This is a genomic window from Intrasporangium mesophilum (genome assembly GCF_054783095.1).
The window spans coordinates 1-13617 of the sequence record NZ_BAAGRF010000031.1; the positions used below are offsets into that span (position 1 = coordinate 1).

Annotated in this window: 11 protein-coding genes and 1 tRNA gene; 5 read left to right on the forward strand and 7 right to left on the reverse strand. The window is 69.3% G+C overall.

The window, feature by feature from the left end; all coding sequences use genetic code 11:
* Window positions 1-85 precede the first annotated feature (85 nt).
* A tRNA-Lys gene (locus ACYVLP_RS22775) sits at window positions 86-161 on the reverse strand.
* A gap of 252 nt (window positions 162-413) precedes the next feature.
* Here ACYVLP_RS22775 and ACYVLP_RS22780 point away from each other — a divergent pair.
* The 5 genes from ACYVLP_RS22780 (at window position 414) to ACYVLP_RS22800 (ending at window position 5322) form a co-directional block, all read left to right on the forward strand.
* On the forward strand, window positions 414-2279 hold the full coding sequence (locus tag ACYVLP_RS22780) for a CHAD domain-containing protein (RefSeq protein ID WP_460629592.1): 1866 nt from the start codon (window positions 414-416) through the stop codon (window positions 2277-2279).
* Between the two features lie 25 nt (window positions 2280-2304).
* On the forward strand, window positions 2305-2916 hold the full coding sequence (locus ACYVLP_RS22785; RefSeq protein ID WP_460629593.1) for a hypothetical protein: 612 nt from the start codon (window positions 2305-2307) through the stop codon (window positions 2914-2916).
* Between the two features lie 324 nt (window positions 2917-3240).
* Window positions 3241-3450: a hypothetical protein gene (locus tag ACYVLP_RS22790; RefSeq protein ID WP_460629594.1), complete on the forward strand. Its 210-nt coding sequence runs from the start codon at window positions 3241-3243 to the stop codon at window positions 3448-3450.
* Window positions 3451-3689: 239 nt separating this feature from the next.
* Window positions 3690-4310: a DUF47 domain-containing protein gene (locus ACYVLP_RS22795; RefSeq protein ID WP_460629595.1), complete on the forward strand. Its 621-nt coding sequence runs from the start codon at window positions 3690-3692 to the stop codon at window positions 4308-4310.
* Between the two features lie 7 nt (window positions 4311-4317).
* Window positions 4318-5322 carry an inorganic phosphate transporter gene (locus ACYVLP_RS22800; protein WP_460629596.1) on the forward strand — a complete coding sequence of 335 codons (1005 nt, stop codon included), beginning with the start codon at window positions 4318-4320 and terminating at the stop codon, window positions 5320-5322.
* 563 nt (window positions 5323-5885) lie between these two features.
* Here the strand turns inward: ACYVLP_RS22800 and pstB are convergent.
* From pstB to ACYVLP_RS22830, 6 genes are all read right to left on the reverse strand, one after another.
* Entirely contained in the window at window positions 5886-6662 is a 777-nt protein-coding gene (pstB, locus tag ACYVLP_RS22805; RefSeq protein WP_460629597.1) for a phosphate ABC transporter ATP-binding protein PstB, read from the reverse strand.
* Between the two features lie 19 nt (window positions 6663-6681).
* Window positions 6682-7644, reverse strand: a complete 963-nt coding sequence (gene pstA / locus ACYVLP_RS22810) for a phosphate ABC transporter permease PstA (protein ID WP_460629598.1) — start codon at window positions 7642-7644, stop codon at window positions 6682-6684.
* The gene (pstC, locus tag ACYVLP_RS22815) at window positions 7641-8645 is read right to left on the reverse strand and encodes a phosphate ABC transporter permease subunit PstC (protein ID WP_452267584.1); all 1005 of its coding nucleotides are present in this window, start codon (window positions 8643-8645) and stop codon (window positions 7641-7643) included. Before pstC ends, pstA begins: the two co-directional genes overlap by 4 nt.
* Before the next feature lie 104 nt (window positions 8646-8749).
* Window positions 8750-9877 carry a phosphate ABC transporter substrate-binding protein PstS gene (gene pstS / locus ACYVLP_RS22820; protein WP_460629599.1) on the reverse strand — a complete coding sequence of 376 codons (1128 nt, stop codon included), beginning with the start codon at window positions 9875-9877 and terminating at the stop codon, window positions 8750-8752.
* Between the two features lie 285 nt (window positions 9878-10162).
* Entirely contained in the window at window positions 10163-11113 is a 951-nt protein-coding gene (locus ACYVLP_RS22825; RefSeq protein ID WP_460629600.1) for an NUDIX hydrolase, read from the reverse strand.
* Between the two features lie 155 nt (window positions 11114-11268).
* A complete protein-coding gene (locus ACYVLP_RS22830) occupies window positions 11269-13575 on the reverse strand; it encodes an RNA degradosome polyphosphate kinase (protein ID WP_460629601.1) in 2307 nt (768 codons plus the stop codon).
* Window positions 13576-13617: the final 42 nt, after the last annotated feature.

Below are 13617 nucleotides of genomic sequence, written 5' to 3' on the forward strand. Positions count from 1 at the left end.
AGCAACTGTCAAGCATCAGCCGAAACACTGTCAGGCATCAACCGAAGCCCAAACGTCAAGCATCAGGCGGAGTCATACAAACGTGTGGTGGGCCCCGTCGGGCTCGAACCGACGACCGGCGGATTAAAAGTCCGATGCTCTACCGACTGAGCTAGAGGCCCTGGCGAACCTGGAACTCCGTCGCGGGCCTCGCCCTGCCGGGCGGTCGCCCGTCGACCTGTTCTGGATCCGACGTCAGTATGCCTCACGCCGATGTCCGGGACTCTGGCGCGGCCCCCATTGCAGGCCGACCCCAGCCAAGAGCGGCCGACTGAACACCACGAACGCCGCCACACCACCCAGGTGGCCATCAGCACAGCGCCCGATCCGCCGCGTCGTTGGCCGCCCACTCCTCAGTGGGTAGATGATTGGCCATGGGCACGTCTCAACATCGTGAGGTCGAGCGCAAGTACGACGTCGACTCGGGCACAGTCCTGCCCGATCTCGTCGGAGTCGACGGGGTCGCGTCGGCGAGCCGGCAGGTCGTGCACGACCTCGAGGCGACCTACTTCGACACTGCCACGCTCGACCTCCTCCACCACAAGGTCACGCTGCGCCGCCGCACGGGCGGGGATGACGCGGGCTGGCACCTCAAGCTCCCCGAGTCCGACGAGGCTCGCATCGAGGTCCGTATGCCGCTTGGCCGGCACGCCGCTCCCGACACCGTCCCACCCGACGAGCTCGTCGACCCCGTGCGGGCCATCGTGCGGGACCGCCCGCTCCAGGCGGTCGCGCGAGTGTCCACGCACCGGCTCGAACGGACTCTGCTCGACGCCGACGGACGAGAGATGGCGCAGCTGTCCGACGACCACGTCACAGCAGAGCGCCTCATCGCCCAGCGCGAGCCCGCGCTCCTCGGGACTGTCACCGAGGCGCCGACCGTCCCGGCAACGGAGCAGGCGACCGGGTCAGCAGCCGAGACGCCCTTTGTGCTACCCACAGACCTCGCCTCCCAGAGTGTGTCCGAGCCGCTCGCCGAGCCGCTCACCGAGACGCCGTTCGCCGAGCCCACCGCCGAGCCGTTCGCCGAGCCCACCGCTGAGCCGTTCGCCGAGCCACTCGGCGAACCCCTCTCCGAAACATTCACCGAGTCGGTCACCGAGTCCGCCACCGAACCACTCACCGCAACCGTCCAGAGCGCCGCAACGATGGAGTGGCGCGAGGTCGAGGTCGAGCTCGTCGACGGCAGCGAGGACCTCATCGAACGCATCGACGCGGTACTCACCGCCGCCGGCTGCTCCCGAGCCACCGTCGGGTCGAAGGTGGCCCGCGCCCTCGGCGAGACGGCATACCGCGTGGGTCGCATCGGCGCGGGGCGGCCCACCCGGCCGACCAGCCGCAAGGCGGCCCGCAAGGGCTCGGCGAGAGACCTGCTCCTGGCTCACCTGGCCGAGCACGTGGGGGAGCTGGAGGAGCACGACCGTGGGGTTCGGGCGGGGGAGCCCGGGTCGGTGCACAAGATGCGGATCGCCGCACGGCGGATCCGGTCGGCGCTCGTGACCTACCGCAAGCTCCTGGCGCCCGGCTCGGTCGAGCCGCTGCGCAACGACCTCAAGTGGCTCGGCCAGTCGCTGGGCCGCGCCCGCGATGCCGACGTCCTGCGTGACCACCTCGACGAGGTCCTGTCGGCCGAGCCGGCCGAGCTCGTAATCGGGCCCGTCGCCACGCGGATCGACGACACCCTCGGCGCCCAGCACCAGATGGGCGTGGAGGAGGCGCTGGAGGCCCTGCGGAGCGAGCGCTACTACCGGCTGCTCGACTCGCTCGACGACCTCATCACGTGGTCCGCGTGGACGCTCCTCGCCGAGGACCGCGCCGGACGGGTGGTGCCGAAGCTGCTCCGCCGCGACGCCAAGCGGCTCGGGCGGGCCGTCTCGGAGATCGACGAAGCCACGGACCCGCAGGCCCACGACGCCGCCCTGCACGAGGCCCGCAAGAAGGCCAAGCGCTACCGGTATGCCGCCGAGAGCGCGATCCCCGCCTACGGCAAGCCCGCCAAGCGGCTCGCGCGCCGCGCGAAGCAGGTGCAGGCCACGCTCGGCGAGCACCAGGACGCGGTGGTCGCCCGCGCCGCCCTGCGCGAGCTCGGGGTGCAGGCCCACCTCAGCGACGAGAACGGCTTCACCTACGGCCGCCTCCACGCGCTCGAGCAGCAGCGGGCAGAGCGCGCCGAGGCCGAGTTCGAGAAGGCGTGGCGGCGTCTGCCGCGCAGGCGCCTGCGGCGCATTCTCAAGGGATGACGGCCCCAGCCGTTAGCCTGCTGGGATGAGCGAGCACGACCACCCGAGCCCGAGGCGGCCGGCCTTCTTCAGCCCGTCCGCCCTCGAGGCGCACGGGGGCGCGTACGACCCCACCGAGGAGATCCACATCGCCCACGAGACGGCGCTCGCTCTCGTGCACGCCGGCCGCGCCGCCGCCGACCCTGAGCTCACCCAGCGCCTCGTCGCCCTCGTCGACGAGATCGGGCTGTCGACCCTCGCCGAGCTGTGGTCCCAGCGCCCCGCGCGCTCGCTGCCGGGCGCGCTCTGGCGCCTCTACGTGCTGCGTGAGTGGGTGCGCCGGGCGCCCGAGGAGGCCAGCCGCGAGTATGCCGCGGGCATCCGCTTCACCGGCCCCAGCCACGTCATCGCCGGTGCCGCCGAGCCCGCCGGGCCTCAGGAGATGAGCCGCCTCATCGACGAGATCCTGCGCGGCGTGTTCGAGGGCGACCTCGCGATCGCGCTCGAGCGGGCCGCGGCGTTCTGCCGCGTCGTGTCTGCGGGCCGTGCGGACATCTCGTCCGGCGACGAGACTGCCGAGCAGGCCGCCAACGTGCTCGCGATGGCCGACGATCTGACCGTGTGCGCCCGCCTGTGGCGCGGCGACGCCCTCGACTGAGTGCTCCCCGACGGCATACCGCACAGAATGTGCCGAAGGGCTTGCGTTTCAGCGACTTTGGTGATCCGCGCGGGCACCTTTATCCTTGAACCCGCGTCGGGTCGCGGTAGCCCCGGGTCCCAATTTCCGCCGCTACGAGCGGCCCAGTGCCGAGAGGCGCTCCCGGCCCGACGCAACCTCTCGCTGGTGCGCGGCGCCTCACCGTGGCGCCAAGGCCTGACCCTTGCGGGCTCCGGTGGCCGGTCAGAGCACGATCCGGTAAACGGCCATCTCGTTCCCGGCTTCTTCACACGGCACCCAGCACGGCGCCGTACCCTGGGGCGCATGGCCCCCGAGGAAGAGCGGTCCGGCGACCTGCTCGATGTCGCGCTGCGCGACGAGATCGAGCTCGTGAGCGACCTCGTCGTGGCGGCTTCGTCGAGCCCGCGCCATTTCACGCCGGCCGAGGTGGACGCGCTCCTTGGCATCAGCGCCGGCTCGACGGCCAAGGTCGACCCGTCGGCTGCGACGCGACGGGCAGGATCCGACCAGTAGAACGCTGGTGCCCCTCGAGCCACGGCTCGACGAGCCCGTCCTGGCCAGCGGCCGGAACCGCACAGGACGAGGGGTAGACAGGCGGCCAGCCATGGCCCTGAATGTCCCGATATCACCTTTTTGGGGGCATGGGCCCCGACGTCGTCGTGAACAGCCGGCCACGGCTCGGTTGCGTTCGATCGACGCCTTGCCCGTAGCATCTTCCACGGACCAGACGCCGATCGACCGGAGCAACGCCCGTGGGTTTTCGCCTCACACCCCAGGACACCAGCTTTTTCAACCTCTTCACTTCCTCCGCCCAACTCCTCGTCGAGGCGACTCGCGAGCTGACACGGTTCCTCGAGGTCGATCCCATGCAGCGCCAGGCGGTGGCTGACCGCCTCAAGGAGCTGGAGCACGCGGCTGACGACGCCACCCACGAGCTCATCAACAAGGTCAACAGCTCGTTCATCACGCCCTTCGACCGCGAGGACATCCACGGCCTCGCCGCGTCGCTCGACGACTGCATGGACCTCATCGAGGAGACCGGCGACCTCATCGTCCTGTACCGCCTCGGCGAGATCCCGGATGGCCTCGCCGACCAGTTCGAGATCCTGGCCCGGATGGCGGAGGTGACGGCCGAGGCTATGCCTCGGCTGCGCTCCCTCAGCGACCTCAAGAGCTACTGGATCGAGATCAACCGCCTCGAGAACCAGGCCGACTCCCTCCACCGCACGATGGTGGCCAACCTCTTCAACAACTCGCACGACGCTGTCCACGTGATCAAGGTGAAGTCGATCGTCGACGGTTTCGAGGACGCTGCTGACGCGTTCGAGAAGGTCGCGCACGTGGTCGAGGGCATCGCGGTCAAGGAGTCCTGACCCTCCGATGGACACGACCATTCCGGTCCTTGCGGTCGGTGCTGTCATCGCACTGGCCATGGCGTTCAACTACACCAACGGCTTCCACGACGCGGCCAATGCGATCGCGACCTCGATCTCCACCCGGGCGCTCACGCCCAAGGTGGCCCTCATCATGGCTGCCGTCGCCAACCTCGCCGGCGCGTTCTTCGGCGGCAAGGTGGCCAAGACCATCGGCAGCGGCATCATCGAGCAGCCCGAGGGCGTCAACGGCCTCTGGCTGGTGACAGCGGCCCTCGTCGGGGCGATGACCTGGAACCTGCTCACGTGGTACTTCGGCCTTCCCTCCTCGTCCTCCCACGCCCTCATCGGCGGCCTCGCCGGGGCGGCCATCGTCGCCGGCGTCGGCGTCCAGTGGGACGTGCTCTGGGACAAGGTCATCATTCCGATGGTCGCCTCGCCTGTCATCGGCCTGCTCCTGGGCTACCTCGTCATGGCAACGATCCTCTGGGTCTTCCGGCGCGCTCATCCGGGCCGCGTGCAGCGCGGCTTCCGCACCGCGCAGACGGCGTCCGCGGCAGCCATGGCCTTCGGCCACGGTCTGCAGGATGCCGCCAAGACGGCCGGTGTGGTCGTGCTCGTGCTCAACATCTCGGGCTACCACGAGGGCGACTCCATCCCGCCGTGGGTCCTCGTGCTGTCGGCCATCGTCATCTCCCTCGGCACGTATGCCGGTGGGTGGCGCATCATGCGCACGCTCGGTCGCCGGATCATCGACCTCGGGCCCCCGCAGGGCTTCGCGGCCGAGACCACGGCCGCCTCGATCCTCTACGTCGCGGGTCTCGGGTTCGGTGCGCCGATCTCGACGACGCACACGATCACCTCGGCGATCATGGGCGTGGGCGCTACCAAGAGCGTGCGGGCCGTCCGCTGGAACGTCGCCGGCAACATCGTCGGCGCGTGGTTCCTCACGTTCCCGGGCGCCGGCCTCGTGGCCGCCCTCACCTGGTACGTGACCAGCATCTTCCGCTGACCCGGCCCATCCAGCTCGCCGCATAAGCCGCCGCGGCGCACCCCCGGCATTCGAGTGAGCGCTGGGTCCCACCCCTCCCAGCCCTGCGGCATACGGGGAAGGGGGCGGCCCCCCGAACAGTCGAGTGGGCGCCCCGTCCCACCCGTCCCAGGGCTGCGGCATACGTGGCCAGCCTCCCAACAGTCGAGTGGGCGCTCGGTCCCACCCTTCCCACCTGTCATGTGACGGGTGGGACCGAGCGCCCACTCGACCGGATGGTCGCGGGGCGGGGCGCCCACTCGACCGGATGGTCGCGGGGCGGGGCGCCCACTCGACCGGATGGTCGCGGGGCGGGGCGCCCACTCGACCGGATGGTCGTGGGACGGGGCGCCCACTCGACCGGATGGTCGTGGGGCGGGGCGCCCACTCGACCGGATGGTCGTGGGACGGGGCGCCCACTCGACCGGATGGTCGTGGGACGGGGCGCCCACTCGACCGGGGATGGGGCGTGGGACGGGGCGCCCACTCGACCGGATGGTCGCGCGGCGGGGCGCACACTCGACGGGGAGGGCGCCGTATGCCGGTCAGCCGAAGCGGCCGGAGATGTAGTCCTCGGTGGCCTGCTCGGTCGGGTTGTTGAAGATCCGCGTCGTGTCGTCGATCTCGATGAGGCGACCCGGCTCGCCGGTCGCCTTGAGGTTGAAGAATGCCGTGCGGTCCGAGACGCGGGCCGCCTGCTGCATGTTGTGCGTCACGATGACGATCGTGTACTCGGACTTCAACTCGTTGATGAGGTCCTCGATCGCGAGCGTCGAGATCGGGTCGAGCGCCGAGCAGGGCTCGTCCATGAGCAGCACCTGCGGTTGCACCGCGATGGCGCGCGCAATGCAGAGGCGCTGCTGCTGGCCACCGGACAGGCCCGCGCCGGGCTTGCTCAGGCGGTCCTTGACCTCGTTCCACAGGTTGGCGCCCTTGAGCGACGCCTCGACGATGCCATCGAGCGTCTTCCGGTTCTTCACACCGTTGAGGCGCAGCCCGGCCGCCACGTTGTCGTAGATGGACATCGTCGGGAACGGGTTGGGGCGCTGGAAGACCATGCCGACCGTGCGGCGGACCGTCACCGGGTCCATCGTCGAGGCGTAGAGGTCCTGGTCGTCGAGCATGACCTTGCCCTCGACGCGCCCGCCGGGGATGACCTCGTGCATCCGGTTCAGGGTGCGAAGGAAGGTGGACTTTCCGCAGCCGGAGGGGCCGATGAAAGCCGTGACGGACCGGGGCTCGACCGTCATCGAGACGCCCTCCACGGCCTTGAAGGTGCCGTAGTAGACGTTGAGGTCGCTGACGTCGATTCGCTTTGCCATCGGAATGGTTCGCTTTCTCTTACTTCTTGACCGAGCCGAAGTACGCGATGACCCGGCCGATGATGTTGAGGAGCAGGACGAGCAGGATCAGGGTCAGCGCTGTGGCCCACATGCGCTGCGCGGCCGCCGCGAGCGCGATGTCGCCGCGGTCCTGGTTGATCATCATCGGCAGGGTGGGGAAGTTGCCGTCGAAGAGGTTCCGCTGGAAGTTCTTGGTGTACGGCGCCAGGATCAGCAGCGGTGCGGTCTCACCCATGACACGCGCGACGCCGAGCAGCACTCCGGTGATGATGCCGGAGAATGCGGTCCGCAGCACGACCTTGACGACCGTGACCCATTTCGGGACGCCGAGTGCGTAGGAGGCCTCCCGCAGCTCGTTCGGGACGAGCTTGAGCATCTCCTCGGTGGACCGCACCACGACCGGGATCATGAGCAGCACGAGCGCGAGCGCGGCGGCGAAGCCGGACCGGTTGATGCCGAACGTCGTCACCCACACGGCATAGATGAACAGCGCGGCCACGATCGAGGGGACACCGGACAGGATGTCGACCATGAAGCTGATCGCCCGGGCGAGCTTCCCGCGGCCGTACTCCACGAGGTAGACGGCCGTCATGATGCCGACTGGCACGGCGATGAGCGCCGTCATGCCGACCATCATCAGCGTGCCCTCGATGGCGTGACGCGCACCGCCGCCGAAGTCCTCGGAGTTGATGTTGCGCTGGTTGTTGGTCCACCACGTCGAGGTGACGACCAGGTGGATGCCGTTCTTGATGACGGTCCACAGGATCCAGACCAGCGGCACGATCGCCAGGAAGAAGCAGAGCCAGACCACGACCCGGGCGATGACGTCCTTGGTCGCGCGTCCGCGATGGGGGCTGCCCATCTCCTCCAGAGCCTCACGGCCCTGGGGTCCGCCGGGGGGAACGGCGTCGTCGCCCAGCTCGGCGTCCGCCGAGACGCGGTCCTTCGTCACAGTGCTCATTCGGTGAATGCCTTCCTGCGCTCGATGACGATCCGGGCGATGCTGTTGACCACGAAGGTCAGCACGAAGAGGACCAGGCCGGCCGCGATGTAGGCACCCGTCTTGGTCGGGTTGCTGAACTCGGACGCATTGTTCGCGATCTTCGAGGCGAAGGTCTCGCCGCCGTTGAAGAGCGACCACGTCCACTGGGCGCCGTCAGGAAGGGACGAGACGAGGAAGGTCACGGCGATGGTCTCGCCGAGGGCCCGTCCGAGCGCGAGCATGGACGCGGAGATGACGCCGGGGCGCCCGAAGGGCAGCACCGCGGTGCGGATCATCTCCCACTGGGTCGCCCCCAGCGCGAGGGCGCCCTCCTTGTGCGCGAGCGGCGTCTGGTCGAAGACCTCCCGCGAGAGGGCCGTGACGATCGGCAGCACCATGATCGACAGCACGACGCCGATGAACAGGATGTTGCCCGAGATGCCGGTCGGGGAGAAGAGCGGGAACCAGCCGAGATGGCCCTCCATCCACGACTGCACCGGCTTGTAGACCGGGGCCAGCGTGATCAGGCCCCAGAGGCCGAAGACGATGGACGGGACGGCGGCCAGCAGGTCGACGAGGGCGGCCGCCGGGCGGCGCATCCACATCGGTGCGTACTGCGTCAGGAACAGGGCCACGCCCACGCCGATCGGCACCGAGATGACCATGGCGAGCGTCGAGGCCGCGACCGTGGTCCAGAGGAACTCGAGGATGCCGAAGGCGGGCTTCTCGCCGCCTGGGTTCCAGACCCGTGAGGTGAAGAAGTTGACGTTGTTGTTCGCGAGCGCCGGGATCGCCTGGACGATGAGGAAGATCGCGATGAGGGTGACGACGACGATGACGAAGACGCCCGAGAGCGTCGCCACCCCGCCGAAGAGCCGGTCACCCGTGCGGCCCGTGGAGGCGCGGTCGCCTCGCCAGGAGGGACGACCTTCAGGGCCTGGAAGCTCGTCGGTTGCGGAGACACCGGTCATAGAAGACACGTGGTTCCTACTTCCTTCGCCCGTCGTTAGCGGCCCGGGCGGTCACTCGGAGTGTCGCGAGGGGCGGACGCCTGAATCAGGCGCCCGCCCCCAGCGTCGGGTTCTCAGGAGATCGCGTCAACCGCGGTCTGGACCTTGGTCGCGACCTCGGTGGGCAGTGGAGCGTAGCCCTTGGACTCGATGCTCTTCTGGACCTCGTCCGAGGCGAACGTCTTGAGGAACGCCTTGACCTTCTTGCCCGTCTCGGCGTCGGCGTACTTCGAGCAGACGATCTCGTAGGTGACCAGGACGATCGGGTAGGCCCCGGCCTCCTTGGTCGCGTAGTCGATCTTCAGCGCGAGGTCGTTGCCGCTGCCCGTCTGGGTGGCCGTGGCGATCGTCTTGCCGGCCGACTCGGAGGTCAGCTCGACCGGGCCGCTGCCCGTGTCGATCTGGGCCATCGGCAGCTGGTTCTGCTGGGCGTAGGAGAGCTCGACGTACGTGATGGCGCCGTCCTGGCCCTTGGTGGCGGTGGCGACACCGGCCGACTTCTCCTTGCCCTCGCCGGTGGCCGGCCACTTCTTGCTGGTCTCGTAGGACCAGGCGTCGGGGGCCGCAGCCTTGAGGTACTTGGTGAAGTTCTCGGTCGTGCCCGACTCGTCAGAGCGGAAGTAGACCTTGATCGGGGTGGCCGGAAGCGTGGCGCCCTTGTTGAGCGCGGCGATGGCCGGGTCGTTCCACGTCTTGATCTTGCCGTCGAAGATCTTGGCGGCAACCTCGGCGTTGAGCACGAGCTTGTCGACGCCCTTGACGTTGTAGGCGATGGCGATCGGGCCCGTGACCATGGGCAGGTTCCACGCGGGCGAGCCACAGGCGGTGGCCGCGTCGGTGGCCTCGACCTTGCCGTCGACCGGCACGGTCTTGAGGGCCGAGTCGGAGCCGGCGAAGTCGACCTGCTTGGCGATGAACTGCTTGATGCCGGCCCCCGAGCCGGTCGGCTGGTAGTCGACGTTGGCGTCGGCGCACTTGTTCTGGAAGGCCGTGATCGCCTCGTCGATGGCGTTCTTCTGGGCCGATGAGCCCTCCGCCTTGAGGTCGCCGCTGAAGCAGTCGGCGGAGGCGCCGGTCTCCCCACCCGCGGCGGTGCTGCCGCCGGAGGTCGAGGAGTCGTTGTTCTCGGACGCGCAGGCCGATAGCGCAAGAGCGCCGGACAGGGCGATGGCGCCGAGAGCGCTGATACGCGAAACAGACACGAGCTTGTTCCCTCTCGATGGGGGTTGTCTTGATGTCGAACGGACGCGGCCGAGCGACGTTGATGGACCGTTATCCACCCGCGAACATAGGAGCGCCCGAATGACCTTTGGTCCACGTGCGGTTAACGCAAGGTGAACGCGGGGTGACGACTTCGTGCCGCGGCCGAGTCGTCCCTGTCGAGGTGCGGCCAATCGGACATAGCAAGTCGGAACGGGCGGCGTCGCACCTGCGGGCCCAGCCGAGCGCGCCAGAGCTTGGTATGTCCGACGGGACGGCCGGCGGGGTCAGGTGTCGATTCGCTCGATGTCGACGACGAGCGCGTCAGCGCCCCGGCCGACCAGGTGGCACACGAGCACCTCGCCCTTGCCCATCGCCTGCTTGGCCGCCTCGTCGAGCCGTACGCCGACGGTGTCGCCGCGGTCGACCGAGTAGACGGTGCGCTCGCGCAGGACCTCGAGCAGGCTGGGGATCACCGGTCCGTGGCTGCAGACCACCGCCGGCTCGGCACGGTCGAGCACCTTTTCGAGCTGGCGGAGCGCGCCGTCGGGGCGCTCCTCGAAGCCTTCCTCCGACAGCGACTCCCGCACGTGCAGGCGCAAGCCCGCCAGGTCGGCATACGGCTCGACGGTGGCGCGGCACCGCGTGGACGACGACGTGACGACGCGGGTGATGCCGTACGCCTCGAGCACCGAGGCGACGGTCTTGGCCTGGGTGCGCCCGACCGCGTCGAGCGGACGGACGCGGTCGTCGCCCGACCACTTGGCTCGGGGCACCGCCTTGGTGTGGCGCACCAGGGCGAGCGGCCACGTCTTGAGCTCGTCGGCGCGGTCGGCGCGCACCAGCGCAAGCAGCTGCTCGCGGTCGCGCGCGTAGTCGAGCAGGGAGTTCGCGGCCGGCACGTCGACCCAGCGCACCTCGTCGATCTCGTGCTCGAGACTGCCGTTGCCGCCGATCACCTTGGCGGCCCAGTAGTGCACCTGCTTGGTGGCCGGCCCGCCCGTGGAGTCGAGCACCGGGTACTCCGACGACGGCAGCGGCACGCCGAGCCGGACCACGAGCCCGGTCTCCTCGAGAGTCTCCCGGGCGGCGGCCACGCACGGCTGCTCACCGGGGTCGAGCTTGCCCTTGGCCCACGACCAGTCGTCGTACTTCGGCCGGTGCACCAGGGCGACCTCGAGCTGCCCGTCGCGACGGCGCCACGGCAGGGTGCCGGCGGCAGGGATCACAGAGGCCACCGCGACAGTGTGCCCGATGCCGCGCCCGAGGACACGCGATCCCGTCGTCTGGACTTCCGCTCGTGCCTGCGACGTTCCGTATGCCGGTCGCGTCAGCCCGCGCGGGGACGCCCGTCCACCGGTCGCCTGAGTCGTCGCCTGACGCCCGTATGCCGTCAGCGGCGGCGTGCGCGCCGGCGCCGCTTGTCGTGGCGCTCGATGAGCGTGGCCTGGAGGTCGTCGAGCGGCTCGCCCGTATCGGACATGTGGCGGCGCACCCAGCGGCCGTCCGACCCGAGGTCCCACCGCGAGGTGGTCTCGGCGAAGGCGAGGTCGATGAGGTCCGCGAGCTCCACGATGTGACCCGGTTCGGCGATCGACACCAGTGCCTCGACGCGCCGGTCGAGGTTGCGGTGCATCATGTCGGCGCTGCCGATGTAGACCTGCGGGTCGCCGCCGTGGTCGAACCAGAAGACCCGGGAGTGCTCGAGGAAGCGCCCGAGCACCGAGCGCACCCGGATGTTGTCCGAGAGGCCCTCGACCCCCGGCCGGAGCGCGCAGATGCCCCGCACCCAGATGTCGACCTTCACGCCGGCGATGCTCGCCCGGTAGAGCGCGTCGATGGTCGCCTCGTCGACGATGGAGTTGGCCTTGAGCACGATCCGTCCGACCGGGGCGTCCTTGGGCCGGTCGCGATGGATCGCGATCTCCTCGTCGATGAGGTCGATCAGGCCGGAGCGCACCGATCGTGGGGCGACAAGCAGGCGCTTGAACCGGCTGCGCGGGGCGAAGCCCGACAGCAGGTTGAAAAGCCTGGAGAGGTCCTCGCCGACCTGCGGGTCGGTCGTGAAGAGCCCGAAGTCCTCGTAGATGCGGGCGGTCTTGGGGTTGTAGTTGCCGGTGCCGATGTGGCAGTAGCGGACGAGACCGTCGGACTCCTGCCGCACCACGAGGCACAGCTTGGCGTGGGTCTTGAGGCCGACGACGCCGTAGACGACGTGGACGCCCGCCTCCTCCAGCTTGCGGGCCCAGGAGATGTTGTTGACCTCGTCGAACCGGGCCTTGATCTCGACGACGGCGAGCACCTGCTTGCCCGCCTCGGCTGCGTCGATGAGCGCGTCGACGATGGGCGAGTCGCCTGAGGTGCGATAGAGGGTCTGCTTGATCGCCAGCACCTGAGGGTCGCTCGCGGCCTGCTCGATGAACGCCTGCACCGAGGTCGAGAACGAGTGGTACGGGTGCTGGACGAGCACGTCCTTCTGGCGCACGGCGGCGAGCAGGTCGATCGCCTTGGCGCTCTCGGTCGGCGCGAAGTCGGGATGCGTGCGGGGGAAGAACTTCGGGAACTCGAGGTCGGAGCGGTCGACGTCGGCGATGGTGAACAGGCCGCGCAGGTCGAGGGGAGTGGGCAGCCGGTAGATCTCGCGGTCGCTGATCTGCAGCTCGCGCCCCAGCATGTCCAGGACCTTCGGGTCGATGTCCTCTTCGACCTCGAGCCGGATCGGCGGGCCGAACCGGCGCCGGGTCAGCTCCTTCTCGAGCGCGGTCAGGAGGTTCTCGGCGTCGTCCTCCTCGACCTCGAGATCCTCGTTGCGGGTGACCCGGAAGGAGAAGTGCTCCATGACGATCATGCCGGGGAACAGCTGGTCGAGGTGGCTGGCGATGACGTCCTCGAGCGGCACGAACCGCTTGCGCTCGACGTCGGCGTCGATGTCCTCCTCGACGCGGATGAACCGCGGGAGGCTCGGCGGCACCTTGACGCGCGCGAAGTGCTCGGACCCGGTCTTCGGGTTCTGCAGCAGCACAGCGAGGTTCAGCGACAGCCCGGAGATGTAGGGGAACGGGTGGGCCGGGTCGACCGCGAGCGGAGTCAGCACCGGGAAGACGCGGTCGGCGAAGAAGTAGTGCAGGGGGTCACGCTCCTCCTCGTCGAGCTCGTCCCAGCGGACGATCGTGATGCCCTGCTCCTCGAGCTCGGGGCGCACGTCGTACTGGAAGACCGACGCGTGCTGCTGCATGAGCTCGTGGGCGAGGCGCGCGATGCGCTCGATGAGCTCGCGCGGCTCGATGCCCGCCGAGGTCCGCACGGCCAGGCCCGTCGCGATGCGCCGCTTGAGGCCGGCGACCCGGACCATGAAGAACTCGTCGAGGTTGTTGGCGAAGATGGCCAGGAACCGCGTGCGCTCGAGCAGCGGGACAGCCGGGTCCATCGCCAGCTGGAGCACACGCTCGTTGAACTGGAGCCAGGACAGCTCGCGCTCGAGGTACCGGTCCGCAGGCAGCTCGTCCGCCGGGGCCTCCGGGGGAGCGGTGACCACGAAGCGCCCGTTCGCCGCACGGGCCGGGATGCGCCGGCTCGGGACGGTGCTGGTGAAGGAGCTCACCTCGGAGGCCTCAGCCGTCGAGTCGTCCGTGGCCGGCCGCGCCTCCTCTCGGGTGACGCTCTCGTCGAGGTCCGTGGTCGCGACGCTGCCGTTGGTCATGCCTCCAATCGTGACACCGAATCGGCCAGATGGGACGGTCTC